This is a genomic window from Novosphingobium percolationis (genome assembly GCF_020179425.1).
GTDB classification, from domain to species: domain Bacteria; phylum Pseudomonadota; class Alphaproteobacteria; order Sphingomonadales; family Sphingomonadaceae; genus Novosphingobium; species Novosphingobium percolationis.
The window spans coordinates 414,429-435,124 of sequence record NZ_JAILYM010000003.1 but is presented as its reverse complement, the minus strand read 5'-3'; the positions used below and the strand labels follow the sequence as shown (position 1 = coordinate 435,124).

General features: G+C 65.4%; 24 protein-coding genes and 2 tRNA genes. 13 read left to right on the top strand and 13 right to left on the bottom strand.

Annotation, left to right across the window (positions count from 1 at the left end):
• Positions 1–14: 14 nt before the first annotated feature.
• Positions 15–1,826 carry an aspartate--tRNA ligase gene (gene aspS / locus K3A84_RS10585; RefSeq protein ID WP_225009304.1) on the bottom strand — a complete coding sequence of 604 codons (1,812 nt, stop codon included), beginning with the start codon at positions 1,824–1,826 and terminating at the stop codon, positions 15–17.
• 165 nt (positions 1,827–1,991) lie between these two features.
• On the opposite strand from aspS, the gene rnd reads away from it, so the two are divergent.
• Positions 1,992–3,287 (top strand): ribonuclease D, encoded by a 1,296-nt coding sequence (gene rnd, locus K3A84_RS10580; protein WP_225009303.1) that lies wholly within the window; start codon positions 1,992–1,994, stop codon positions 3,285–3,287.
• Entirely contained in the window at positions 3,284–4,180 is an 897-nt protein-coding gene (locus K3A84_RS10575; protein WP_225009302.1) for a hydrogen peroxide-inducible genes activator, read from the top strand. The genes rnd and K3A84_RS10575 overlap by 4 nt, the downstream gene beginning before the upstream one ends.
• A gap of 75 nt (positions 4,181–4,255) precedes the next feature.
• On the opposite strand, the gene K3A84_RS10570 is transcribed toward K3A84_RS10575, so the two are convergent.
• A complete protein-coding gene (locus K3A84_RS10570) occupies positions 4,256–4,972 on the bottom strand; it encodes a hypothetical protein (RefSeq protein WP_225009301.1) in 717 nt (238 codons plus the stop codon).
• 28 nt (positions 4,973–5,000) lie between these two features.
• Positions 5,001–5,606: a CDP-diacylglycerol--glycerol-3-phosphate 3-phosphatidyltransferase gene (gene pgsA, locus K3A84_RS10565; RefSeq protein WP_225009439.1), complete on the bottom strand. Its 606-nt coding sequence runs from the start codon at positions 5,604–5,606 to the stop codon at positions 5,001–5,003.
• 130 nt (positions 5,607–5,736) lie between these two features.
• On the opposite strand from pgsA, the gene K3A84_RS10560 reads away from it, so the two are divergent.
• Positions 5,737–7,065 carry an MFS transporter gene (locus K3A84_RS10560; RefSeq protein WP_225009300.1) on the top strand — a complete coding sequence of 443 codons (1,329 nt, stop codon included), beginning with the start codon at positions 5,737–5,739 and terminating at the stop codon, positions 7,063–7,065.
• A 53-nt stretch (positions 7,066–7,118) separates the two neighbouring features.
• Here K3A84_RS10560 and K3A84_RS10555 read toward each other — a convergent pair whose 3' ends face one another.
• The 3 genes from K3A84_RS10555 to K3A84_RS10545 all read right to left on the bottom strand — a co-directional run bounded on the left by K3A84_RS10555 (position 7,119) and on the right by K3A84_RS10545 (position 8,146).
• Positions 7,119–7,355 carry a hypothetical protein gene (locus tag K3A84_RS10555; RefSeq protein WP_225009299.1) on the bottom strand — a complete coding sequence of 79 codons (237 nt, stop codon included), beginning with the start codon at positions 7,353–7,355 and terminating at the stop codon, positions 7,119–7,121.
• 156 nt (positions 7,356–7,511) lie between these two features.
• Positions 7,512–7,694 (bottom strand): CsbD family protein, encoded by a 183-nt coding sequence (locus K3A84_RS10550; protein WP_225009298.1) that lies wholly within the window; start codon positions 7,692–7,694, stop codon positions 7,512–7,514.
• 53 nt (positions 7,695–7,747) lie between these two features.
• Positions 7,748–8,146: an EVE domain-containing protein gene (locus K3A84_RS10545; RefSeq protein WP_225009438.1), complete on the bottom strand. Its 399-nt coding sequence runs from the start codon at positions 8,144–8,146 to the stop codon at positions 7,748–7,750.
• A 140-nt stretch (positions 8,147–8,286) separates the two neighbouring features.
• Between K3A84_RS10545 and K3A84_RS10540 the strand changes: the two genes are divergently transcribed.
• The gene (locus tag K3A84_RS10540) at positions 8,287–9,225 is read left to right on the top strand and encodes an isopenicillin N synthase family dioxygenase (RefSeq protein WP_225009297.1); all 939 of its coding nucleotides are present in this window, start codon (positions 8,287–8,289) and stop codon (positions 9,223–9,225) included.
• Between the two features lie 4 nt (positions 9,226–9,229).
• On the opposite strand, the gene K3A84_RS10535 is transcribed toward K3A84_RS10540, so the two are convergent.
• The 4 genes from K3A84_RS10535 to K3A84_RS10520 form a co-directional block, all read right to left on the bottom strand.
• A complete protein-coding gene (locus K3A84_RS10535; RefSeq protein WP_225009296.1) occupies positions 9,230–9,976 on the bottom strand; it encodes an enoyl-CoA hydratase/isomerase family protein in 747 nt (248 codons plus the stop codon).
• A gap of 51 nt (positions 9,977–10,027) precedes the next feature.
• Positions 10,028–10,103 (bottom strand) — tRNA-Ala (locus tag K3A84_RS10530).
• An 80-nt stretch (positions 10,104–10,183) separates the two neighbouring features.
• Positions 10,184–10,259: transfer RNA gene (locus K3A84_RS10525), tRNA-Ala, on the bottom strand.
• Between the two features lie 166 nt (positions 10,260–10,425).
• Positions 10,426–10,743: a TIGR02300 family protein gene (locus K3A84_RS10520; protein ID WP_225009295.1), complete on the bottom strand. Its 318-nt coding sequence runs from the start codon at positions 10,741–10,743 to the stop codon at positions 10,426–10,428.
• A 214-nt stretch (positions 10,744–10,957) separates the two neighbouring features.
• Here K3A84_RS10520 and aroA point away from each other — a divergent pair, with 214 nt between their 5' ends.
• The 3 genes from aroA to K3A84_RS10505 are packed head-to-tail and all read left to right on the top strand — an operon-like array spanning position 10,958 to position 13,187.
• Entirely contained in the window at positions 10,958–12,298 is a 1,341-nt protein-coding gene (aroA, locus tag K3A84_RS10515; protein WP_225009437.1) for a 3-phosphoshikimate 1-carboxyvinyltransferase, read from the top strand.
• Entirely contained in the window at positions 12,295–12,549 is a 255-nt protein-coding gene (locus tag K3A84_RS10510) for a CBU_0592 family membrane protein (RefSeq protein ID WP_225009294.1), read from the top strand. The genes aroA and K3A84_RS10510 overlap by 4 nt, the downstream gene beginning before the upstream one ends.
• A complete protein-coding gene (locus K3A84_RS10505) occupies positions 12,546–13,187 on the top strand; it encodes a (d)CMP kinase (protein ID WP_225009293.1) in 642 nt (213 codons plus the stop codon). The genes K3A84_RS10510 and K3A84_RS10505 overlap by 4 nt, the downstream gene beginning before the upstream one ends.
• Before the next feature lie 6 nt (positions 13,188–13,193).
• On the opposite strand, the gene K3A84_RS10500 is transcribed toward K3A84_RS10505, so the two are convergent.
• Both K3A84_RS10500 and K3A84_RS10495 read right to left on the bottom strand, forming a co-directional pair.
• Positions 13,194–14,480 (bottom strand): adenylate/guanylate cyclase domain-containing protein, encoded by a 1,287-nt coding sequence (locus K3A84_RS10500; RefSeq protein ID WP_225009292.1) that lies wholly within the window; start codon positions 14,478–14,480, stop codon positions 13,194–13,196.
• A complete protein-coding gene (locus K3A84_RS10495) occupies positions 14,477–14,929 on the bottom strand; it encodes a hypothetical protein (RefSeq protein ID WP_225009291.1) in 453 nt (150 codons plus the stop codon). The genes K3A84_RS10500 and K3A84_RS10495 overlap by 4 nt, the downstream gene beginning before the upstream one ends.
• A 162-nt stretch (positions 14,930–15,091) precedes the next feature.
• On the opposite strand from K3A84_RS10495, the gene K3A84_RS10490 reads away from it, so the two are divergent.
• The 5 genes from K3A84_RS10490 to rplI all read left to right on the top strand — a co-directional run bounded on the left by K3A84_RS10490 (position 15,092) and on the right by rplI (position 18,050).
• Entirely contained in the window at positions 15,092–15,463 is a 372-nt protein-coding gene (locus K3A84_RS10490; RefSeq protein WP_225009290.1) for a PilZ domain-containing protein, read from the top strand.
• Between the two features lie 50 nt (positions 15,464–15,513).
• Positions 15,514–16,707: an acyltransferase family protein gene (locus K3A84_RS10485; protein ID WP_225009289.1), complete on the top strand. Its 1,194-nt coding sequence runs from the start codon at positions 15,514–15,516 to the stop codon at positions 16,705–16,707.
• Between the two features lie 146 nt (positions 16,708–16,853).
• Positions 16,854–17,216, top strand: coding sequence for a 30S ribosomal protein S6 (gene rpsF / locus K3A84_RS10480; protein WP_225009288.1), 363 nt, complete (start codon positions 16,854–16,856; stop codon positions 17,214–17,216).
• A 3-nt stretch (positions 17,217–17,219) separates the two neighbouring features.
• On the top strand, positions 17,220–17,444 hold the full coding sequence (rpsR, locus tag K3A84_RS10475; protein WP_225009287.1) for a 30S ribosomal protein S18: 225 nt from the start codon (positions 17,220–17,222) through the stop codon (positions 17,442–17,444).
• A 12-nt stretch (positions 17,445–17,456) separates the two neighbouring features.
• The gene (rplI, locus tag K3A84_RS10470) at positions 17,457–18,050 is read left to right on the top strand and encodes a 50S ribosomal protein L9 (protein WP_225009286.1); all 594 of its coding nucleotides are present in this window, start codon (positions 17,457–17,459) and stop codon (positions 18,048–18,050) included.
• A 91-nt stretch (positions 18,051–18,141) separates the two neighbouring features.
• Here the strand turns inward: rplI and K3A84_RS10465 are convergent, their stop codons facing one another.
• Positions 18,142–19,134: an amidohydrolase family protein gene (locus K3A84_RS10465; RefSeq protein WP_225009285.1), complete on the bottom strand. Its 993-nt coding sequence runs from the start codon at positions 19,132–19,134 to the stop codon at positions 18,142–18,144.
• Between the two features lie 122 nt (positions 19,135–19,256).
• Between K3A84_RS10465 and K3A84_RS10460 the strand changes: the two genes are divergently transcribed.
• Positions 19,257–20,693, top strand: coding sequence for an AMP nucleosidase (locus K3A84_RS10460; protein WP_225009284.1), 1,437 nt, complete (start codon positions 19,257–19,259; stop codon positions 20,691–20,693).
• Positions 20,694–20,696: the final 3 nt, after the last annotated feature.

Genomic DNA, 20,696 nt, shown 5'->3' with positions numbered 1-20,696 from the left:
CCCCACAGCCTGGCTTATGCCTTGCTCGCCTCGACTTTGCCCGCCTCGGCTTTGAGCTGCTCCACTGGACGCAGGCTCAGTTCGCGCAGTTGCTTCGGCTCGGCCGGGCTCGGCGCGCCCATCAGCAGGTCTTCGGCGCGCTGGTTCATCGGGAACAGCGAAATCTCGCGTAGGTTCTGCACCCCGCAGATCAGCATGACCACGCGGTCCACGCCCGCCGCCATACCGCCGTGCGGCGGCGCGCCGTACTGGAACGCACGATAGAGGCCGCCAAAGCGCTCCTCCACGTCCGCCTTGCTCAGCCCGACCAGCTCGAACGCCTTGACCATCAGCTCAGGCGACTGGTTGCGGATCGAGCCACTGGCGATTTCATAGCCGTTGCAGACGAGGTCGTACTGATACGCCTTGATCGTCAGCGGGTCCTGCCCGTTCAGCGCGTCCATCCCGCCCTGCGGCATCGAGAACGGGTTGTGCGCGAACTCGACCTTCTTGGCGTCCTCGTCCCATTCGTAGAACGGGAAATCGACGATCCAGCACAGCTCGAAGCGGTCCTTGCCGATCAGGCCCAGCTGCTCGCCCACGCGGGTGCGCGCCGCGCCCGCCAGCTTGGCGGCCTGCGCTTCCTTGCCCGCCGCAAAGAAGCAGCCATCGTCCGGCCCGAGGCCCAGCGCATCATAAAGCGCGGCCATCCGGTCCTCGCCGTGGTTCTTGGCGATCGGTCCGCCGAACACGCCGCCCTTGCGGGTGACATAGCCCAGCCCTGCATGACCTTCGGCGCGCGCCCAGTCGTTCATTTCGTCGAAGAACTTGCGGCTCTTGTCGGCGGTGTTCGGCGCCGGGATCAGGCGCACCTTGCCGCCGCTGCCGACGATCTTCTCGAACAGTCCGAAACCCGACTGCGTGAACTCTGCCGTCACGTCGCGAATTTCCAGCGGGTTGCGCAAGTCAGGCTTGTCCGAGCCATACTTGAGCATCGCCTCGTCATAAGGAATGCGCGGGAAGCTGCCGCTCGGCGTCACGGCACGCCCATCGGCAAACGCCTCGAACACGCCGCCCATCACCGGCTCCATCGTCTCCCACACTTCTTCCTGGGTGACGAAGCTCATTTCCAGGTCGAGCTGGTAGAACTCGCCCGGCAGGCGATCGGCGCGCGGGTCCTCGTCGCGGAAGCACGGCGCGATCTGGAAGTAGCGGTCGAAGCCCGCCACCATCAGCAGCTGCTTGTACTGCTGCGGCGCCTGCGGCAGCGCATAGAACTTGCCTGGATGGATGCGGCTGGGCACGAGGAAGTCGCGCGCGCCTTCAGGGCTGGACGCCGTGAGGATCGGCGTCGAATACTCGGTGAAGCCTGCATCTTCCATGCGCCGACGCATGTCGCGGATCACCTTGGTGCGCTTGACGATGTTGGCGTGCAGCGTTTCGCGGCGCAGGTCGAGGAAGCGATAGCGCAGGCGGATATCCTCGGGGTATTCCTGCTCGCCCGCCACCGGCAGCGGCAGCTCCTCGGCCGCCGACAGCACCGTGGCGCCCCGTGCATAGACCTCGATCTCGCCGGTCGCGAGGTTCGGGTTGATCGTACCCTCGCTGCGCGCCTTCACGCTACCTTCGATGGTCACGACGCTTTCCACGCGCAGGCCTTCGAGCACCGCCAGCGCCGGGCTATCGCTGTCGGCCACGATCTGGGTCATGCCGTAGTGGTCACGCAGATCGACGAACAGCACGCCGCCGTGGTCGCGCTTGCGATGCACCCAGCCCGAAAGGCGGACGCTCTGGGAGACGTCACCGCGCGTCAGCGCGCCGCAGGTGTGGGAACGATAAGGGTGCATCGAAACTCTTTCCAATCGGTCTGCAATCGGGCAGGGACACGGGCGAATATTATGGGCGCGGCCAAGAGGCGATGGCCGCGGTTTTGTCAAGCCGAAGGCCCCGGACGGGGCCACCACTGAAGGGCCGGCCGGAACCATCTGGCCGCCCCAATACAGAAAAGAACGATGAAGATACACCCGCTCATCACCACGACCGACGCGCTTGCCGATCTCTGCGAGCGTCTGGCCAAGTCGCAGTTCGTCACGGTCGACACCGAGTTCATGCGCGAGAACACCTACTATCCGGAACTGTGTCTGGTGCAGATCGCGGACGAGCAGGAAGCCGCCGCGATCGACCCGATGGCGCCGGGCATCGATCTGTCGCCCCTGCTCGACCTGCTGGTCGATAACGAGGACGTGCTCAAGGTCTTCCACGCCGGCGGACAGGACGTGGAGATCATCTACAACCTGACCGGCAAGACCCCGCACCCGATCTTCGACACCCAGATCGCGATGATGGCCATCAGCCAGAGCGAGCAGATCGGCTATTCGAACCTCGTCGAAGCCTGGCTCGGCCTCACCATCGACAAGGGCGCGCGCTTTACCGACTGGGCGCGCCGTCCGCTGACCGAACGCCAGATCGAATACGCCATCGGCGACGTCACGCATCTCTCCAAGATCTTCCCCAAGATGCTCAAGCGGCTGATCAAGACGGGCCGCGGCGCCTGGCTCGATATCGAGATGGAGAAGCTGGCCGACCCGGAAAACTACCGCAGCGATCCCGACACCGTCTGGCAGAAGATCCGCGCGCCCAGCCGCAACCCCGCGGTGCTTGGCCGCCTCAAGGCGCTGGCCGCCTGGCGCGAGGCCGAGGCGATGGACAAGAACATTCCGCGCGGTCGCATCATGCGTGATGAAACGCTGGCCGACATCGCCAGCCATCCGCCGCGCGAACAGCACGAGCTGGCCAAGGTGCGCGGGCTGTCCTCCGGCTGGAAGGACAACGACATCGGCCGCCGCCTGATGCAGTGCCTCGCCGATGCAGCCCCCTTGCGCGAAGATGAGATGCCGCCCCGCACCCCGCGCGGCGCACCGCTCGGCAAGGAAGGCGCGCTCGTCGCCGACCTGCTCAAGCTGCTGCTCAAGATCCGCAGCCGCGAGATCGACGTCGCCGCCCGCCTGCTTGCACGCAGCGACGATCTCGAACTGCTTGCTGCCGGGCAACGCAAGGGCCTGCCCATCCTCGAATCGTGGCGTTTCGAACAGTTCGGTCGCGATGCGCTCGAGCTGGTCGAAGGCAAGACCGCCTTTGCGGTGGTCAAGGGGCGGTTGAAGATGGCGCATATAGACAAGATCGGCGGCGACCGCACCGACGGCGCACCGGAAGACGCAGCCGATCTGATCGATACCGACCTCAGCGATGACGACGGCGTCAACCGCTACATCGACAATGACGCAGACGGGGCGCCCACGGGCGAATGAGCACCTACCTCCCCACGCTCAAGCAGTTGCAATACCTCGTCGCGCTGCACGAGCATGGCCACTTCGGTCGTGCAGCCGATGCCAGCTTCGTCTCGCAGTCCACCCTGTCGGCGGGCCTGCGCGAGCTTGAATCGCTGCTCGGCGTCACGCTGGTCGAACGCACGCGCCGCGTGGTGCGCTTTACCCCGCTCGGCAACCAGGTCGTGGCCAAGGCGCACCGCCTGCTGCGCGAGGCCGAGGAACTCTCCGAACTCGTCCAGAGCCATGGCGCGCCACTGGCGGGCGAACTGCGCATGAGCGTGATCCCCACGATCGCGCCGTTCCTGCTGCCGCGCATCCTGCCGCGACTGCGCAAGGAGCGCCCCCAGCTCAAGCTGTTCCTTCGCGAAGAGCCCAGCGCCGCCGCGATCGAATCGCTGCACCATGGCCGGGCCGATTGCGTGCTGCTGGCGCTGCCCTTCGCCACCGGCGAGGTCGAGGTCGAGCATCTGTTCGACGATCGCCTCTATGTCGCCTTCCCGCACGACGACCCCCGCGATCCGCCGGAGATTGTCAGTCCCTCGGCCATCGACGAAAACCGCCTGTTGCTGCTCGAAGACGGCCACTGCCTCAAGGAACACGCGCTTGCGGCCTGCAACCGACCGGAACTGCGCGCGAGCGCCACGATGATCGGCACGTCCCTGCACACGCTCGTCCAGATGGTCGACAACGGGCTGGGACTGACCATGCTGCCCGAAATGGCGGTCGATGCGGGCATTCTCCACGATACCCAGATCGTTGCCCGCCCGCTCAAGTCCGATCACGCCTTCCGTGAAATCGCGCTCGTCTGGCGCAAGAACTCCCCGAGGAGCGAGGAATTCCGCCTGCTGGCGCAGGAACTGCGCGCGGGGTGATTCGCCACACACTGCCGCCGACGGACACAACGCCGTAGAGATCGTCGTTGAGAGGGGCTGGCAGGCGGCATGCCGTCAGAACGGTCGCCCGAATTTCTCCCAGCACCAGCCCAGCAGATTGTCGTAATGCGCTTCGGCCATCAGGATCTTGTGGGCCGCATCGCGCCAGTCGAACTTTCCGCTCGATGGATGATAGGTCCACACGGCCACGGCAAGGTCGATCTGCTGGCCCCGCCAATACGGATAGATCCACGCATCGGTCACAGGTGGATGGTCTTTGCGCAACTGGAGCGGTGGGCATTTCCAGCCGAAGCTCGACGGCAAATTGTCCCAGAGACGCCGCCCGAGCACCAGCAGCGTCGTGGGTCGGGTAATCGTCAATTGCGCGACAAAGCTGCGTTCAGCCTCGCGCCATTGTTCAGCGCTGGGAGCGCGGCGCGGGCCGGACAACGCACTTTGTACATAGTTCGAATAGGCGATCCCCGACCATGCCTTGCGGGCATCGATGGCATCCAGTTCGCATTCCTCGGTCGCCTGTGCGATGCGACGGAAGAACAGGCTGCCACGCCCCTCGCCAAAGGCCCAGTCGGTCACCACCCTGCGGGTAAGATCAAAATCTTCTGGGTAATCGCCAAGGTAGTGCGATTCCCCCAGCACATGGAGGAAAGTGCCGTTGCCCTCGGGCGGGATGGTCGAAAAGAACCGCGCCGCCCTCATGCCGTAGTCGGCACCGATCCAGGGATAGAAGTTCGGCCAACGCTCCAGCGTGCCAGCCTTGCAACCAGCCTCCACGCACTCCGATCCGGCCATAACCGCTCAGTCAATCCATGTGCTTGAGGCCGACGCGCAGGTAATCCCACCCCGTAATCGCCGTGAGCACCGCTGCGCCCCACAGCGTGGTCAGGCCCACCGTGTGCGGCACGTTCACGACAAATCCGGTCGCACCGAACGGCAACGTCACCAGCCAGCCCGGCATCGCTTGCCCCAGGATCAAAGCGCCAAGGCACACCATCTGGAACGTCGTCTTCCACTTGGCGAGCTTGGACACCGGCACGGAGACCTGAAGCCCGCCCAGGAACTCGCGCAGGCCCGACACCGCGATCTCGCGCACAAGGATCACCAGCCCCGCGATCACGTGCATATCGCCCACGTAAGGGCCGCGCAGCACGCCTTGCGCCGACAGCACGAGGATCACCGCAGCCACCATGATCTTGTCGGCGATGGGATCGAGGAACACGCCCAGCTTGCTGACCGTCCCCTGCGCACGGGCGAGATATCCGTCGAAATAGTCGGTGATGCCCATCAGGCAGTACATGGCGAAGGCAAGGCCATACCCCAGCGGCCAGTCAGGCCACCACAGCAAGGCGGCCAGCAGCGGTACCGCGACGATCCGCGACAGCGTGAGCAGGTTCGGCAGCGACAGCATGGTGCGGGGGCTCGGCATGACGAAAGCCTTAACCGCGCCTTGTTGCGGTTGAAAGCGTCAGATGCCTCTTGCCCGTGCCTGTCATCGGGTTATGGGTCTGCGCGCTAAACGGGATGGTGACAAGACGCGAATGACGACATCGACGCACCTCGTCCGCCAGCGGCGGTTCCTGCCGCTGTTCATCACCCAGCTGCTCGGCGCCTTCAACGACAACCTCTACAAGAACGCGATGGTCTTGTACGTGGTGTACAGCGTCTATTCGTCCGAGGCCGAGGAAGCGCGCTTTTCCGCCATCGCGTCGGGCCTGTTCATCCTGCCCTTCTTCCTGCTTTCGGCGCTGGCGGGCCAGCTTGCCGACATGCGCGACAAGGCGAAGATCATCCGGCTGGTGAAGGCCTGCGAGATCGGCATCATGCTGGTCGGCGGCACCGGCCTGTTCCTCGCCTGGCAGGGCCTTACGGTCCACACTTTTGCCATCCCGCTGATGCTGGCCGCGCTGCTTGCCATGGGTGTCCACTCCACTTTCTTCGGCCCGATCAAGTACGCGATTCTCCCCCAGCACCTCCACGGCGACGAAGTGCTTGCGGGCACAGGGCTGGTGGAAGCGGGCACCTACATCGCGATTCTGGCGGGCACGATTCTCGCCGGCTGGATTCCGGTCGAAGTCGCCGCCGTCGCCGTCGTCGCCACCGCGATCATCGGCTGGTTCGCCGGGCGGCAGGTGCCCCCGGCCCCGCCGCAGGTCGAAGGCCAGCCTCTCGATTTCCACGTGATCCGCTCCTCGGTTGCGCTCGTGCGCATGACCACGCGCCACCCCCGCGTGTTCCTCGCCATCGCCGCGATCAGCTTCTTCTGGACCGTGGGCGCGGTGCTGTTCATCCAGTTCCCGCCGCTCGCCAAGAACGTGCTGGGCGCCAGCAAGGAAGTCGCCAGCCTGTTCCTCGTAGTGTTCTCGGTCGGCATCGCGATCGGCTCGGTCTCGATCAATGCACTGCTCAAGGGCAAGGTCTCGGCCCGCTATTCCCCCGCCAGCGTCATCGCGATGGGCCTGTTCGTCGTCGCCTTCCACTTCGTCTGCCGTGGCTGGGTCGAACCGGCGGGTGGCAAGCTGATGGATGTCCCTACGTTCATTGCCCATCCCCACGCCGTGCCGCTGCTCGCCAGCCTGCTGGGTATCGCCATCGCGGGCGGAATGTTCGTGGTACCGCTCTACGCCTTCCTGACGACAGTGGTGGACAAGTCGGAAACGGCGCGGACGATCGCGGCCAACAACATCGTCAATTCGGGCGCGATGGTCGTCGGATCGTTGCTGGCGGTCGGTCTCAGCGCGGCGAAAGTCGCGCTCGTGAACCAGCTGCTGCTGGGGGCTGCAATGTGCCTCGTGTCGGCCTGGCTGGGCTGGTTGCTCTATCGTGCCGAGCGCGCGCACGAGGGAGAGATCGAGCATCTTACTGAGTGACTCGGTAGGGTTCAGGCGCGCCTCGGTGTCGTTCTACCCCCTTTAGGCGTCGTTCAGGAAATGAACACCAGCACCGCCATGAAGCAGGCGCAATAGGCCATCAGGAAGTCCTTCACGTCCTGCAGCCCCAGCTTGCGCCCCTCCACGTCCTGCGATCGCAGTTCGGCTTTTCGCATGGCTTCAAGCACTTCAGGCTCGAACACGGGAAGCCGTGAAAAGACATGGGCGGGCAGCGTGCGGCGGAACGGATGTCCGGCAAGCTCTGGATTGAGGGCGCGGAAGGTCGTCATGGCCCAATGTTAACGCTTTATTTACGATATGGCACCCGCCTCCACGCAAAAAAGTCCAACAGTCCCGACGCGGCACACCAAGCGGATCCCGCGTGAACGGATGCGAAAAGGGCCGCCCCGACGGGACGGCCCTCTCGATAGTGCAAGCGCGCTGGCTCAGATGTCGTCGCCGAGCGCACCCTTGACCTTGCCGACGGCCTGCTGGGCTTCGCCCTTGCGCTCCTGCGCCACGCCCTTGGCGTGAAGGTTGGCGTTGTCGGTTGCCTTGCCCACGGCCTGCTTGGCGTTGCCCATGGCTTCGTTGCCCAGCCCCTTGGCCCGATCGGTCAGTTCACCCATTTTGTATCTCCTTGATCTTTATTGAAGATTCAAAGAGACTACGAACGGAGCAGTCAGATTGTTCCCCCGGCCATGTCGAGCAGCAAGGCCCACTCGGTCGGTCGCACGGCGGACACGGACAGCCGCGAAAGGCGTAGCAATTCCATCTCGGCCAGCTCGGGCGTTGCCTTGATCGTCTTCAGCGTCACCGTATTCGCCAGCTTGACCAAGGGCTTGACCTTGACCGCCGCCCACTTGCCTTCGGGGTCGGTCGGATCGGTCAGCCCGCCCGCGCTGATCGTGGCGATGCCGACAATCTCCTTGCCGATGTTCGAATGGTAGAAGAACGCCAGATCCCCCACCTGCATCGTGCGCAGATTGCGCGCGGCAAGATGATTGCGGACCCCGTCCCACGTTCCTTCGCCCTCGGCGACGAGATCGTCCCAGCTATAGGCATCGGGTTCGGACTTCATTAGCCAGAGCTGCCTGCCAGCGATGTCCGGTCCCGCGTTATCCGGTCCATCGATGGCCTGGGTGTTGATTTTGGTCATGAATCCCCCGTCGTTTCCCGGTAAGCCAGCCCCCTTACGCCAGACCTGCGAACAGGAAAACCATGCCTCTGCAAACCCTGCCCGTCCTCTCGCTGGCGAGCGAGCCCGCCACCCTGTCGCGCGACCTGGGCGAGAGCTTCCGCACGTTCGGTTTCGCGATGGTGAAGGATCACGGGCTCGATGCCGATCTCGTCGCGCGCGCCTGGTCGCTGACCGAAGCGTTCTTCGCGCTGCCCGAGGCCGAGAAACGGCGCTATTTCCGCGAAGGCCAGGGCGGTGCGCGCGGCTACACCCCGTTCGGGACCGAGATCGCCAAAGGTGCAAAGCTGCATGATCTCAAGGAGTTCTGGCACGTTGGACGGACTTTGCTCGAAGGTCATCCCCTGGCAGGGCCTTCGATGCCCGCCAACATCTGGCCCGACCGGCCCAGGCATTTCCGCGAAACTTTCGAACAGCTCTATGCCGACCTCGACCGCGTCGGCGCAGTGATCCTGTCGCGCATCGCGGTGTGGCTGGGACTGGATTCGCACTGGTTCGACGGCCCGATCAAGGACGGCAATTCGGTGCTGCGCCTGCTCCACTACCCACCCGTGCCCGATGCCGAGGCGGGTGCGATTCGGGCAGGCGCGCACGAGGACATCAACCTCATCACCCTGCTGCTGGGGGCCGAAGAAGCGGGGCTGCAACTGCTGACAAAGCAGGGGGACTGGATCGACGTCGCCCCGCCCGAAGGCGCGCTGGTGGTCAATATCGGCGACATGCTGCAACGGCTTACCAACCATGTCCTGCCTTCGACCACGCACCGCGTGCGCAACCCGCAGGGCCCGCGCGCCGCGCACAGCCGCTATTCGATGCCGTTCTTCCTGCACCTGCGCAGCGACTTCCGCTTCGCAACGCTGCCCGGCTGCGTCAGCGCGGACAAACCGGATCGCTATCCGGCGTCGATCACAGCGGACGATTACCTGCAGGAGCGCCTGCGCGAAATCGGGTTGAAGATGTAAGCCGTCAGAACCGGGGGTCGCGGCGTTCGCGGAAAGCGGCAAGGCCTTCGGCAAAGGCCGCGCCGCCGAAACCATCGTCGAAGGCAGCATCGTGCGCGGGATCGTGGCCCTGCCCGCTATCCCCCAGCGCCGCCTTGAGCTTGCCCACGCTGACCGGAGCATTCGCCGCGATCTGGAGGGCCAGCGCCCGCGCTGTGCCGAGCGCATCTTCCTCGACCATCTCGACGAGGCCGATTCGCGCGGCTTCGGCAGCATCGATTCGCCCCGCACCGAACAGCAGCCGCGCCGCCTGCCCGCGCCCGACCAGCGCGGCGAGGCGGTTCACGTCTTCCTGCGGATAGGAAATGCCGAGCTTGGCCGGCGTAATCGCGAACACCGCCTTGGGGCTGGCGATGCGTATGTCGCAGGCCAGCGCCAGCGCAACACCGCCACCGAAGCAATCGCCTTCAACCACCGCGATCGTCGCCAACGGCAGCGTCTGGAACGGGTCCATCGCCGCGCGCATGGCCTCGCGAAACAGCGGGCGTTGATCTGCCGCGTCGGCAAGGCCGCCGATCTCGCGCAAATCGGAGCCTGAGCAGAAGCTGCCCGCCACGTCCGAGCGCAGCAGCACCGCCCGCGCACCTTGCGCGGCGGCATCGGCCACGGCGACGGCCAGCGCGCGCCAATCGCTCATGCCCAGCGCATTGCGCGTCGGCAGACGGTCGAGCACCACTTCGGCCAGATGGCCATCAAGATTGCAGGCGATCATGAACAGAAACCTCCACCGGTGGCTGTACGCAGGGGGAGGAAGTGAGGGAAGTGGTGGAGCCTAGCGGGATCGAACCGCTGACCTCCTGCATGCCATGCAGGCGCTCTCCCAGCTGAGCTAAGGCCCCACGTTTCCTGCGTTTTCAAAACGCATGGCAACGGACCAACCCGCCTTGCGGCATTTCGCGAGCGGGAGAAAATGCGGAAATGGTGGAGCCTAGCGGGATCGAACCGCTGACCTCCTGCATGCCATGCAGGCGCTCTCCCAGCTGAGCTAAGGCCCCAGATTTCCGACGTTTCGCCCTGGGGGACGATCCGTTTCCCAACGACTTTGCCGCTGGGAGCCGCGCCTCTAAGGGAGGCCCGGACGGCTGGCAAGCAATTTTTTCGCCAGCCTGAGTTTTGCCGGAGCCTGCATCCGCGCTGCGGAACAGGCCCCGGCGAAACGCATCAGACTTCGTCTTCGTCGCCGTCGTGGCTGGCCACGCCGAGGTCGTCGTCGCCGCCCAGATCGACGTCGTTGTCCGGCGAATCGCCGTCTTCGTCGATATCCAGATCCTCGTCCGCCAGATCGACGTCAGGATCGGCGACGACCTTCTCCTTCTGGATTTCTTCGTAGGGAATCGGCTGCTTCGACTTGAGCACCGGTTCGGGCTGCCATGTGTACTTGCACTCGACGCAAGTGACCGGGTCGCTCTTGCCGAGGTCGTAGAAGCGGGTGCCGCACTTCGGACAGCCGTGCTTGGCGCCCCATTCAGGCTTGACCATGAAAATTCCTCAAGTCTTGCCCGGTCGCCAGCATGGCGCGGGCCGCAAAATCGAATGCTTGATGGTCCCCTGCCCTGCGGAAATCAAGGATGCGGGGGAATCAAGAGCGGCGCGCGCCTTGCCATAGCGACGGTGCGCTGTCAAAAGCCGCGCGATTTTCCTGCCCTTTGTCCCGCGAAAGACCCGTTCCGTGTCGTCCCACGATCCTGCGCAAATGCGCCCACGCCGCTTCACTGCCACCGGCCCGCTCATGGGCCGCATCCGCGTGCCGGGCGACAAGTCGATCAGCCATCGCTCGATCATGCTGGGGGCGCTGGCCGTGGGCGAAACGCGCGTGACCGGGCTGCTGGAGGGCGAGGACGTATTGTCCACCGCCGCCGCCATGCGCGCGATGGGTGCAACGATCGAGCGCGACGCCGACGGCACCTGGCATGTCCATGGCGTGGGCGTGGGCGGGCTGCTCAACCCACGCGAAGCGCTCGACATGGGCAATTCCGGGACCTCGACGCGGCTGCTGATGGGCCTTGTCGCCAGCCACCCGATCACCGCCACCTTCATTGGAGACGCCAGCCTGTCGAAGCGCCCCATGGGCCGCGTGATCGATCCGCTGTCGCAGATGGGCGCCACCTTTACCGCCGCGCCGGGTGGACGCCTGCCGCTGACGCTGCAGGGCATCCATCCCGCCGTGCCGATCCGCTACCGCCTGCCGGTCGCTTCGGCGCAAGTGAAGAGCGCTGTCCTGCTGGCCGGCCTCAACACGCCGGGCGTGACCACGGTGATCGAGCCTGTGCCGACCCGCGATCATTCAGAACGCATGCTCAAGGGCTTCGGCGCAGATCTTCAGGTAGAGGTCGAAGCTGACGGCACCCGCGTGATTCGTCTGACGGGCGAGGCCGAGCTGAAGCCGCAGGTGATCGACGTGCCGGGCGATCCCTCGTCCGCCGCATTCTTCGTCGTCGCCGCGCTGATCGTGCCGGGCTCGGATCTGGTGGTCGAGAACGTGGGCCTGAACCCTACGCGCGCCGCACTGTTCGACGTGCTGCGGCAGATGGGCGGCAGCATCGAGGAATTGGACCGCCGCGACGTTGGCGGCGAACCGGTCGCGGATCTGCGCGTGCGCGCCTCCGCCCTCACCGGCATCGTGGTCGATCCGGCGGTGGTGCCCAGCATGGTGGACGAATTCCCCGTGCTGTTCGTCGCCGCCGCGCTGGCCCAGGGAAGCACGGTCACGACCGGGATCGAGGAACTGCGCGTCAAGGAAAGCGATCGTATCGCGGTGATGCGCGCCGCACTGGAACTTGCAGGCGCGCGCGTGACCGAGACCGAGGATGGCCTGATCATCGACGGCACCGGCGGGGAGCCGCTGCCGGGTACGGACGACGGCGCGGCGGTCGCCACGCACCTCGACCACCGCATCGCGATGAGCATGGCCGTGGCGGGGCTTGCCAGCCGCCGGGGCGTCGAAGTGGACGACACGCGCCCGATCGCGACCAGCTTCCCCGTGTTCGAAAACCTGCTGGAGACGGCTACCACGGCAGCGACCGGAACGGCATGAGTGAAACCTTCGCCAACGTCTGCGGCTTCATCGGGATGGGCTGCATCATCTTCGCCTATGCCTATGCCACCAAGCGCGCGCGACCGAACCCGTTTGTCCAGCACGGCGTCAACCTTGCTGGCGCAGGGCTGCTGACGATCTCGCTGCTGGTCAACATGAACCCGGCGAGCTTCGTGCTCGAATTCTTCTGGTCGGCGATCGCCATCTGGGGGCTGGTGAAGGCCTTCCGCGAGAGGAACGCCAAATCGTGATCCCCGCATCCTTCGTCATCGCCGTCGACGGCCCCACCGCTTCGGGCAAGGGCACCATTGCCAGGGCGCTGGCCGCGCATTTCGGGGTGCCGCACCTCGATACCGGGCTGCTCTATCGCGCGGTCGGGCGACAGGTGTTCCTAGACGGCGGCAACCCGGACGATCCGGGCGATGCGCTGGCAGCGACGAGCTTTCCCGAAGGACTGCTGTCCGATCCCGGATTGCGGTCCGAAGATACCGGAGGCCTCGCCAGCCGCGTCTCCGTGCATCCTTCGGTGCGCGCGGCACTGCTCGAACGCCAGCAGGCCTTTGCGGCCCAGCCCGGCGGCGCGGTGCTTGATGGGCGCGACATCGCGACGGTGATCGCGCCGCAGGCCGAAGCCAAGCTGTTCGTCACCGCCAGCGTCGCCGCACGGGCCGAACGGCGCTGGAAGGAAATGCAGCGCCGGGGCGAGGACGTCAGTCGCGAGGCGATCGAGGCCGATCTGGCAGAACGCGACGAGCGCGACCGCAATCGCAAGGAAGCCCCGCTGCGCCAGGCCGAAGGCGCGGCGCTGCTCGATACGTCCGAGCTTTCGCCCGAAGCTGCAATCGAGGCCGCGATTGCGCTGGTCGAACGGCAGCTCGCCGCGCGCTGAGGCGCGTCAGGCGGCCGCGGGAGGCTGCGCTTCCGCTTCGTCTTCCAGCAGCGCGTGGTAGACGCTCATGTCGCCCACGCCCTTGAGCGTGAGCGTGGTCGCCGGGCCGAAACCGTGCCTGTCGCGCGCGCGCAGCCAGGTGCTTTCGGACACGGCAATGCCGTTGCGCGGCGCGGTGCCTTCAAGGCGGGCGGCGATGTTGACCGTATCGCCCCAGTAATCGTAAGCCATGCGCGTGGCGCCGATCACCCCGCCCACCACCGGGCCGGAATGGATCCCTGCACGCAGGCCCACGTCCACCCCCGCGTCGGCGCCGATCGCGGGGACGCCAGCGATCACCGCACGGGCAAAGGCGATGGCCGCATCGGCGCTGTTGCCGCTGGGCACGTTGCCCCCGGCAATCGCGAGATAGGCATCGCCCACGGTCTTGACCTTTTCGATGCCGAGTTCGCGCGCACAGGCATCGGCATGGTTGAAGAAGCCGTTGAGCAGCTCGACCAGGTGCCCCGGCGAAACACGCTTGGCCAGCGCGGAAAAACCCACCATGTCGATGAAGATCACGCTGGCGTCGGCATAGGAATCGGCCACCAGCAGCCCCGAGCGGATGCGCGCGACGGCGGCGGGCGGCAGCATGTTGAGCACCAGTTCCTCGTTCTTCGCACGCTCCAGGTCGAGCGAGTCGGCGAGGCGGAAGGCCGAGCGGCTGGTCAGCCCGACGGCGAGGTTGATCGCGGCCATGATCAGCGCACCGCTGAGATAGCTGAGCAGGGCATAAGTGAACGCGGACAAGGCGATGCCCGCAGGGATGATCTGCCCCAGCCAGCCAAGAACGTCACCGCACAGCCAGGCCAGGAACAGACGGGGCCGACCCGCGAGCGTTACCGCTGCAAAGGCGGTCACAATCAGCCGGTTGACCACGCCCACGGCGCGCAGTTCGATCCCGCTGGAGATGAAGTGATCGAACAGGATCAGGTTGATCCTGCTGATCAGCAGGCTGATCAGCAGCAACGCCGCAAAGTCGATCATCGGATACAGCACGTAGCGGTGCCAGAAGGTGACGCCGATGTAGGCCCCGCCCATGAGGATGGTCAGGCCCATCCACACCGCAAGGTCGGCGTTGTCGGTGGGCGAAAGGAACAGCGGATTGACGATCGAATAGGCGATCATCACCAGCAGCAGGATCACACCGTAGAGCCGCACGAACGGCAGCCGCAGCGTGCGCGCGCGCTCGTTGTAGCGCGCCTCGGTCTCGCGATCGGCGAAGGCGCCGAACAGGCGGGGCGCTTCGATCATGGCGCTCGTCCTTCAGAGGCGCGCGCCAGCAGGCCCTTGATAACCAGCGCAAAGCCCGCAACCATCGCCAGCGACAGCACGACCAGCAGCGCACTGACGAAGCTCTCCTGCCAGACCGGGCCGGTATAACCGGCAGCGGTGATCGGCATCGTCTGACCGCCCACGCCCCACACCGCAGCTAGCAAAGTCGCCGCCCAGTTGGCGGTCGTGCCGAAGGCCAGGAGCACGAAGGTCGCGCGCGCCTGCCCGGCCGGAAGCCGAACCCGGCTCCACCCCGCGCCAAGCGCCAACATCAGCGTGCCGTTCATCAACCCTTCGAGATGCGCAACCAGCCCCATGCGCGGATTGGCGAGCGAGCCGGACGCAAATCCGGTCAACAGCCCCAGCATCACCAGCACCGCCCCGAGGACCATCAGCCTCCGCGCGATGCGATCTTCGTTTGCGTCCATGATCTCCCCCCCTCTGGCCCGTTTCACGAACCTTGATCCGGTTGGTTGCCGTGGGCAAGCGGGCAATTGCGTAGGAATCCGTAAGCCTTGCGGTGGGACTGAAAGTGCACCGCGCGATCCCGTTCTTGCCTTGTGTAGTTAATGCGAAGGTGGAGACGGACAATGTTTCTCGATACCAGGAGCGAAGGCCAGACTGTCGACCTCGCCAGCCTGCGCCGCGCGGAGCGGGTCGGCCTGGAACTGCCGGTTCGCTGCAAGCACGGGCTCGTCCGGTCAACGGTCATGCTTAAGGATCTCACCCCCTACGGCGCGCGCATCGACGGATTGGAAAAGCTGCGCATCGGCGAGCCGCTGACGCTGTTCATTCCGGGCCTGCACGCCAAGACCGCGTTCGTGGTCTGGTCGGAACCGATGTCATCCGGCCTCGAGTTCGATCACCCGCTGCACCAGGCGGTGTTCGAAACCGTGGTCAGCGAATATGCCATCGGCCACCACCGCAAGGCGGCAAAGCGCCCGGTGCGTCGCGCAGCCTGACGGTGCGGGCGCTTGCCCCAGGCGCAGAAAGCGTTCAAGGCGGCAAGCCGATGACGGGACCTCATCACACTGACAGCACCGCGCAACGCGTCGACGCGAAGCGACGCCTGCACCATGTCGATGCGGCGCGGGCGCTGTTCCTGCTGCTGGGCATTCCGTTTCATGTCGGCATGATCGCGGTATTCAACCGTTCGCCAGCGGTTCCGGGCTTCAAGCAGGCCGGGCTGATCGTCTTTTCGCTGAGCTTCATCCATGCCTTCCGCATGTTCGCGTTCTTCATGCTCTCGGGCTATTTTGCAGCGATGGTGCGGGAAAAACGCGGAGCGCGGGCCTGGCTGGGAGACCGGCTGACGCGCATCGGCATTCCCCTCGTCGGCAGCCTGTTCACGCTGGGGGTGCTGCAACACTATTTCCATCAGGAACTGTTGGGCGAGACGCCAGGCGGCATCCACGGACTTCCGCTCGCTTTCGACCACCTGTGGTTCCTGTGCGTGCTGCTCGGCTTCGTGGTCACGTTCTATGCACTTCCGATCGAACGGCTGCCGGGTGCGAACAGCGCGGTCGGTCGACGCATCGGGCACGCCTTGTGCCTCGATGGCGCGCACTGGCCGTTGTTCCTTGCCCTGCTGGCACTTTGGAGCCTGGGCCAGGGTGCGTTCGAGGATGCACTGCCGCGTCATCGCGCCTTCGAGATCGACCTGTTCTGGCAATACCTGATGCACGCTCCGGCTTTCGCCATCGGCGTGCTCGCCTGGCGTGTCCGCGTCGGCGAGCGCCTGTTCGACCTTGGCGGACGGCGCCTGCCGCTGCTGGCGGCGGCGCTACTGCCGGCCTACCTGCTGCTGAACCAGCTTTCGCGACCGCTGTTCGGGCTGTCGCGCCGCCTGTCCGCGCCCGAAAACTTCGTGGGCAACCTGATCGAACTGCCGACCGCGCTGGTGCTGTCGCTGTTGGCGCTGCGCGTGCTGGCCCGCGTTGCCCACCGCCCCAGCCGCGCGGTCGCCTTCCTTGTCGACGGCGCCATGGCGATCTACCTGTTCCACATGACCTTCGTCATCGCCACCGTGGCCTGGCTGCCGCACCTGCCGCTGATCCCCGAAGTCCAGTGGCTGGCGGGCTCGGCACTGGTGCTGGCAGCTTCGATCGGGGCGTTCCTGCTGGTGCGCAACAATGGCGTGCTGGCGCTGGTCTATTGCGGCAAGGTGCTGACTCCACGGCGTTCCGCTGCGCCGGCAGCGGCCTGAGCGCCATCCGCGCTTGCATTCCTCGGGCGAATCGCTAAGGGCCGCTGCTTCCGCGCCTTGGGTTCGGGAATCGAAGAAAGCCGGAGGGGCCCCGCAATCCCGCGGACAAGCCAGCGATCGGTTAGTTAGATAAAGGACGCGAAAGCATGCCGCTTTACGAGCATGTGTTTCTGGCGCGCCAGGATCTGAGCCAGGCTCAGGTCGATGCGCTTGCCGCCGCCGCCACCGAGATCGTCGAGAGCAACAACGGCAAGGTCACCAAGACCGAAACCTGGGGCCTCCGTTCGCTGGCCTACAAGATCCAGAAGAACCGCAAGGCACACTTCGTGATGCTGAACATCGAAGCTGGCGGCGACGTGATCGCCGAGCTCGAGCGTCAGACCCAGATCAACGAAGACGTGATCCGCTACATGACCATCCGCGTCGATGAACATGAAGCCGGCCCGTCGGTGATGATGCGCAAAAACGACCGCGAGCGCAGCCGCCGCCGCGAACGCGAAGGGGAATAAGACATGGCTCGTCCGTTTTTCCGTCGCCGCAAGAGCTGCCCGTTCTCGGGCAAGGCCGCGCCCAAGATCGACTACAAGGACGTGCGCCTGCTGCAGGGCTTCATGTCCGAGCGTGGCAAGATCGTCCCGTCGCGCATCACCGCCGTTTCGGCGAAGAAGCAGCGTGAGCTGGGCCAGGCGATCAAGCGCGCCCGGCACATCGGCCTCCTGCCCTACATCGTGAAGTAAGGAGCGCCCGCCATGCAGATCATCCTGCTCGAACGCATCGAGAAGCTGGGCACCATTGGCGACGAAGTCACCGTCAAGGACGGCTACGCCCGCAACTTCCTGCTGCCCAACAAGAAGGCGCTGCGCGCCAACGAAGCCAACCGCAAGGTCTTCGAAGCCAACCGCGCCCGCATCGAGGCCGACAACGCCGCTCGCCGCGACGACGCCCAGAAGGAATCGGGCAACGTCGAGGGCAAGGAAGTCGTCCTCATCCGTGCCTCGTCGAACGCTGGCCAGCTCTATGGTTCGGTTTCGGTGCGCGACATCGTCGACGCGCTGGTCGAACAGGGCGCCAAGGTGACCAAGTCGATGATCGTGCTCGAACGCCCGATCAAGACCATCGGCATCTTCGAGGTCAAGGTCTCGCTGCACCCGGAAGTTTCGGTCAACGTCAAGGTGAACGTCGCCCGTTCGGCCGACGAAGCCGAACTCCAGTCGCAGGGCGTGGACGTGATGGCCGCGATGTTCGACACGGACACCGGCGGCTTCACCGAAGCCTACGACCCGAATGCCGAGCCGGGCGAAATCCCGACCGAGCTTCTGGAAGAAGGGGAAGCGGAAGCCTGAGCTTCCGCCATTCGGCCAAGGAAACGGGGGTGTCCTTCGGGGCGCCCCTTTTTCGTCTGGGGATCATCGTCGTTCGCGGCCCTAGCCGCCCCTACTTCGCATCCAGCCGCAGGAACCGCGCCGCGTTGTTGTACAGAATGTCGCGCTTCTGCTCCGGCGCCAGATAGTCCGCATTCTGGATCAGCCCGATCGAATAGGCCATCAGCCCCGGCCAGGCGAGCTGATCGGTGCCGAACATGACACGGTCACCGAACCCTGCATCGACCAGCCGCTCGATATAGCGGTTCACTTCCTTGCGCGGATAACTCCAGATCAGGCCCGCGATATCGACATAGACGTGGCTGTTGGCCTGGAGCACCGTCAGCATGTTGTCGATCATCGGATAGCCTGCGTGCATCACCTGCACGCGCAGCTTCGGATGGCGCGCCAGCAGGTCTTCCAGCAGCAGCGGATTGCCCATCGAACCGCGATAGCCCGGCATGTACACGTTGGCGCGGCCCGAACCACCGGTGCCCATGTGGATCGCCACCGGAATGTCGAGCTTTTCAGCCAGCGCAAAATACTGATCGACGCGCAGGTCCGACGGCGAGATGTTTTCGTACTGCAGGCCGATCTCGCCCATCACCTTGAAGCCGTCCTTCGTGAAGGCGACTTCCAGCATCTTCAACTCCTTCGCCGGATCGCTGGTGGCGACCGGGCCGAAGGCCGTGCCCGGAATGACCCGCGCGGGCGAGGCGGCCGCCCAAGCCTTCACGTCCTCGACTTTGCCAAAGACCACGCCGCGCACGTTCAGCCGCTCCATTTCGGCCAGCACCATCGCACGGTATTGCCCCTTCGGCGCGGGATAGAGCTTGGGACTGCATTCCTCGTGGCTCCAGCCGAACGAGGCTTCGGGACCATTCTTGGGGTCCGAGGCCTCGAACCGTGCCTGATTGGGGCAGACCGGCACCGCCCAAGGCGCATCGTCTATCGCGTGCATGTGCACGTCGATCACCGGCGCGGGCGTGGCGCTGGTGTTCTGCGCTTGCGCCGCAGCGCTCCACCCGAACGCCGCCACTGCTACCAAAAGGACTGCCTTGCCCATTGCCGATCCATCTCCCTTGTTTCTGACAGCGCTATCATGATCAGGGCCGTCCATCCTGTCACGCGCTTTCGCTGGTGCGCAGTGTCTTTGCTCTGCCCTGCAGCCGGGCTAGGCTGGGCGCGATGGAACCTGCCGAAACGATCATCGCAACACTGTCTCGCCACTACGACGAAGCCGTGGCCCTGTTGCGCACCGACATCGCCGCCTTCGCCAACGAGGGCGTACCGCCCCCGCCCGAACGGCGGCGCGATGGCAGCTACTGCTACCCCGAACTGCGCATCCACTTTGCCGGTGAAGCGCGCAAGGAAACCGCGCCGCGCGCCTTCGGCCGCCTGACCCAGCGTGGCGACTATGCCTGCACCGTCACGCGTCCGGCGCTGTTCGCCACCTATCTGGCGGAGCAGATCGACCTGATCCGCAGCGGTTACGAAGTGGAGATCACCGTCGGCCCCTCCGCGCAGGAGATCCCCTTCCCCTACGTGCTCGACGGCGCCTATGGCGCGCAGATCGCGGGCGTCAGCCCGCAGGATCTGGCCCAGCACTTCCCCGCGACCGACCTTGCGCACATCGGCGACGAGATTGCTGACGGCGAATGGCGTGCGGGCGATGGCCCGCTGCCCCTCTCGCTGTTCGACGGCTTGCGCACCGATTTCAGCCTCGCCCGACTCGCCCACTATACCGGCACTCGGCCCGAGGATTTCCAGCGCTATGTGCTGTTCACCAATTACCACCGCTATGTCGACGAATTCGTCGACTGGGCGGGCCAGCAGATCGATGGCGAGCGTCATGTTGCCCTGACCGGCGCGGGCGGGCTCCACCTCGACGCCGCCACGGCGGATGCGCGCGAGCGGCTCTCGGACACGGCGTGGCGGCGGCACCAGATGCCGGCCTACCACCTGATCGCGCCCGACCGTTCGGGCATCACGCTCGTCAACATCGGCGTCGGCCCATCAAACGCCAAGACGATCTGCGACCACCTGGCCGTGCTGCGCCCCGAAGCCTGGTTGATGATCGGCCACTGTGGCGGCCTGCGCCCCACGCAGAAGATCGGCGACTACGTGCTGGCCCACGCCTACTTGCGCGACGATCACGTGCTAGATCCGGTGCTGCCGCCGGAAATCCCTATCCCCGCCATCGCCGAAGTACAGGTCGCCTTGCAGAAGGCAGCGGAGATGGTCTCGGGCACCGGTGGCACCGATCTCAAGATGCGGATGCGGACGGGCACCATCGTCACCACCGACGATCGCAACTGGGAACTGCGATATGCCCATTCGGCGCGCCGCCTGTCGCTCAGCCGCGCGGTGGGGATCGATATGGAGAGCGCCACCATCGCCGCGCAGGGCTACCGCTTCCGCGTGCCCTACGGCACTTTGTTGTGCGTGTCGGACAAGCCGCTGCACGGCGAGATCAAGCTGCCGGGGCAGGCCAACCGCTTCTACGAAGAAGCCATCGCCGCGCACCTCGCCATCGGCACAACCGCCTGCGCCCTGCTGCGCGAAGAAGGCCCGCGCCTTCACAGCCGCAAGCTGCGCGCGTTCAACGAACCGCCGTTCCGCTAACGG

Excerpts from the sequence above, each read along its gene's own strand:
- rnd (WP_225009303.1), top strand. The coding sequence starts at position 1,992 with ATGAAGATACACCCGCTCATCACCACGACCGACGCGCTTGCCGATCTC.
- K3A84_RS10460 (WP_225009284.1), top strand. The coding sequence starts at position 19,257 with ATGGAACCTGCCGAAACGATCATCGCAACACTGTCTCGCCACTACGAC.
- K3A84_RS10485 (WP_225009289.1), top strand. The coding sequence starts at position 15,514 with ATGACGGGACCTCATCACACTGACAGCACCGCGCAACGCGTCGACGCG.
- K3A84_RS10535 (WP_225009296.1), bottom strand. The coding sequence starts at position 9,976 with ATGATCGCCTGCAATCTTGATGGCCATCTGGCCGAAGTGGTGCTCGAC.
- K3A84_RS10540 (WP_225009297.1), top strand. The coding sequence starts at position 8,287 with ATGCCTCTGCAAACCCTGCCCGTCCTCTCGCTGGCGAGCGAGCCCGCC.
- rpsR (WP_225009287.1), top strand. The coding sequence starts at position 17,220 with ATGGCTCGTCCGTTTTTCCGTCGCCGCAAGAGCTGCCCGTTCTCGGGC.
- pgsA (WP_225009439.1), bottom strand. The coding sequence starts at position 5,606 with ATGCTGTCGCTGCCGAACCTGCTCACGCTGTCGCGGATCGTCGCGGTA.
- K3A84_RS10545 (WP_225009438.1), bottom strand. The coding sequence starts at position 8,146 with ATGAAGTCCGAACCCGATGCCTATAGCTGGGACGATCTCGTCGCCGAG.
- rplI (WP_225009286.1), top strand. The coding sequence starts at position 17,457 with ATGCAGATCATCCTGCTCGAACGCATCGAGAAGCTGGGCACCATTGGC.
- K3A84_RS10495 (WP_225009291.1), bottom strand. The coding sequence starts at position 14,929 with ATGGACGCAAACGAAGATCGCATCGCGCGGAGGCTGATGGTCCTCGGG.
- K3A84_RS10465 (WP_225009285.1), bottom strand. The coding sequence starts at position 19,134 with ATGGGCAAGGCAGTCCTTTTGGTAGCAGTGGCGGCGTTCGGGTGGAGC.
- K3A84_RS10575 (WP_225009302.1), top strand. The coding sequence starts at position 3,284 with ATGAGCACCTACCTCCCCACGCTCAAGCAGTTGCAATACCTCGTCGCG.
- rpsF (WP_225009288.1), top strand. The coding sequence starts at position 16,854 with ATGCCGCTTTACGAGCATGTGTTTCTGGCGCGCCAGGATCTGAGCCAG.
- aspS (WP_225009304.1), bottom strand. The coding sequence starts at position 1,826 with ATGCACCCTTATCGTTCCCACACCTGCGGCGCGCTGACGCGCGGTGAC.
- K3A84_RS10510 (WP_225009294.1), top strand. The coding sequence starts at position 12,295 with ATGAGTGAAACCTTCGCCAACGTCTGCGGCTTCATCGGGATGGGCTGC.
- K3A84_RS10500 (WP_225009292.1), bottom strand. The coding sequence starts at position 14,480 with ATGATCGAAGCGCCCCGCCTGTTCGGCGCCTTCGCCGATCGCGAGACC.
- K3A84_RS10555 (WP_225009299.1), bottom strand. The coding sequence starts at position 7,355 with ATGACGACCTTCCGCGCCCTCAATCCAGAGCTTGCCGGACATCCGTTC.
- aroA (WP_225009437.1), top strand. The coding sequence starts at position 10,958 with ATGCGCCCACGCCGCTTCACTGCCACCGGCCCGCTCATGGGCCGCATC.
- K3A84_RS10520 (WP_225009295.1), bottom strand. The coding sequence starts at position 10,743 with ATGGTCAAGCCTGAATGGGGCGCCAAGCACGGCTGTCCGAAGTGCGGC.
- K3A84_RS10490 (WP_225009290.1), top strand. The coding sequence starts at position 15,092 with ATGTTTCTCGATACCAGGAGCGAAGGCCAGACTGTCGACCTCGCCAGC.
- K3A84_RS10560 (WP_225009300.1), top strand. The coding sequence starts at position 5,737 with ATGACGACATCGACGCACCTCGTCCGCCAGCGGCGGTTCCTGCCGCTG.
- K3A84_RS10550 (WP_225009298.1), bottom strand. The coding sequence starts at position 7,694 with ATGGGTGAACTGACCGATCGGGCCAAGGGGCTGGGCAACGAAGCCATG.